Raw genomic sequence first — 1,077 nt, 5'->3', positions numbered from 1 at the left:
TGAATATTTTTCAAGTCACATTTCGTTAAAATTTGGTGGAAATAGTAAGTAATTTGCCTAGGCTCTTGAGGTAGTTCCCGAGAGGAACAGACGTAAGGTCCCGTTGCTTTTCGTGCACCCTTTTTTAACCATTTGTAAAGATTTCGACCGATAGGAACAACCCGTATTGATTGTTCACTCTTTGCCGATGTAAATAATAAAGTTGTTTTCTGTTGTTCCTGTTGTAAAGGAACCCGTTGGTAAGATTGAGTAACGCGAAGTGTTTTTGCCTTAAAATCGATATCTGACCACTTTAAAGCTGATATTTCTCCAATCCTTAATCCAGTATTTAGCGCTAAAATAATAGGTAATCCCTTAGACAAGGGTAGTTGCTTGGCAGCAATTTCAACCTTTTCTTCTTCCTCAGTAGACAGAGATCGAATCATCTTTTTTTGTTTTTTTGGTAAGTCTATATGATGACAAGGTTGTTGATTAATTTTTCCTTTTGTAAGAGCATCTTGTAAGCTCTTTTTAACAATTTGATAGATAACGTGAATGGTTGAAGCGCCAAGGTTTTGGTCACTTAAGGTATCAATAACTTGTTGAATACTCTCTTTTGTTAACTGATTTAAAGGAATATTCCCTATATGAAAGAAGACATAATGCTTTAACTTATAAAAATATGTGGCATAGGTACTTTCCTTTAGCGTCTTTCTTCGTTCTTTTAGCCACTGATAGATCCATTCTTCATAGGATTGCGCACTTAACCCATTTTGTTGACAGACCTTTTGATAAGTCAATTTGTAATAATAAAGCTTCTCCTTTACTTCTTTATAGCTGCGTCCATAAATATAGCCATAATGGATTTTCCCATTTTCTTTGATTCCTTTTTTATATCGGCCTTCCCACCGTAAGTCTTTTCTTTTGTAGATATTTTCGCCTCGTTTAGGCATTAAAAAACACTCCTTTTTTTGACGGCTTAATTGACGGTTGTTAAAAATATTAAAAAAACAAAAAAAATCAAATTTATTTGTTAATTTTCAACTAACAATTATTTTTATTTGAAAAAAGATTGAAATTAATATGATTTTTGGTTAA

General features: G+C 32.8%; 1 protein-coding gene. It reads right to left on the bottom strand.

What is annotated here, in order from left to right; translation table 11 throughout:
- Positions 1-932: tyrosine-type recombinase/integrase (locus KUA55_RS18080; protein WP_218327768.1), on the bottom strand; the 932-nt coding region annotated here is incomplete at its 3' end.
- Between the last annotated feature and the right edge of the window lie 145 nt (positions 933-1,077).

Source organism: Enterococcus alishanensis (genome assembly GCF_019218635.1).
Lineage (GTDB): Bacteria > Bacillota > Bacilli > Lactobacillales > Enterococcaceae > Enterococcus_A > Enterococcus_A alishanensis.
Note: the sequence above shows the minus strand (reverse complement) of the source record. Positions and strands in the feature narration are given on the sequence as shown.